This is a genomic window from Neisseria sp. P0009.S007 (genome assembly GCF_051962515.1).
In genome coordinates, this window is sequence record NZ_JBQCVF010001008.1 from 1 (window position 1) to 321 (window position 321).

The window sequence follows — 321 nt, forward strand, 5'->3', positions numbered from 1 at the left end:
ATCATGATGAGGCTCAGCCACCCTAAAACCATAAACCTTAATATCCATACGTCCAAATTCAGCGCGAATACGCGCCCATACCTTATTTAAATATTTTACCGCCTCGCGTGGCGTATCCCCATTGAACTTCTCATTACGCTTACCAAAGTGATGGAATGCGTGAAACATAGAAGGGCAGGTCAGCGTAAAAAACTCGCCCACATGGCCGTTAAGTTTGGCAATCTACTCAAAGCCGCGAATACGCACCATCAGCTCAGCACGACGGATGGCAGGATTAGACACCCCCAACGCGCTCAGCTAATCGAGCGTAAACTCTTTACC

Annotated in this window: 1 protein-coding gene; it reads right to left on the reverse strand. The window is 48.0% G+C overall.

Going from position 1 to position 321, the window contains the following annotated elements; all coding sequences use genetic code 11:
• Nucleotides 1–222: replication endonuclease (locus tag ACTHS3_RS17535; RefSeq protein ID WP_440368700.1), on the reverse strand; the 222-nt coding region annotated here is incomplete at its 3' end.
• Nucleotides 223–321: the final 99 nt, after the last annotated feature.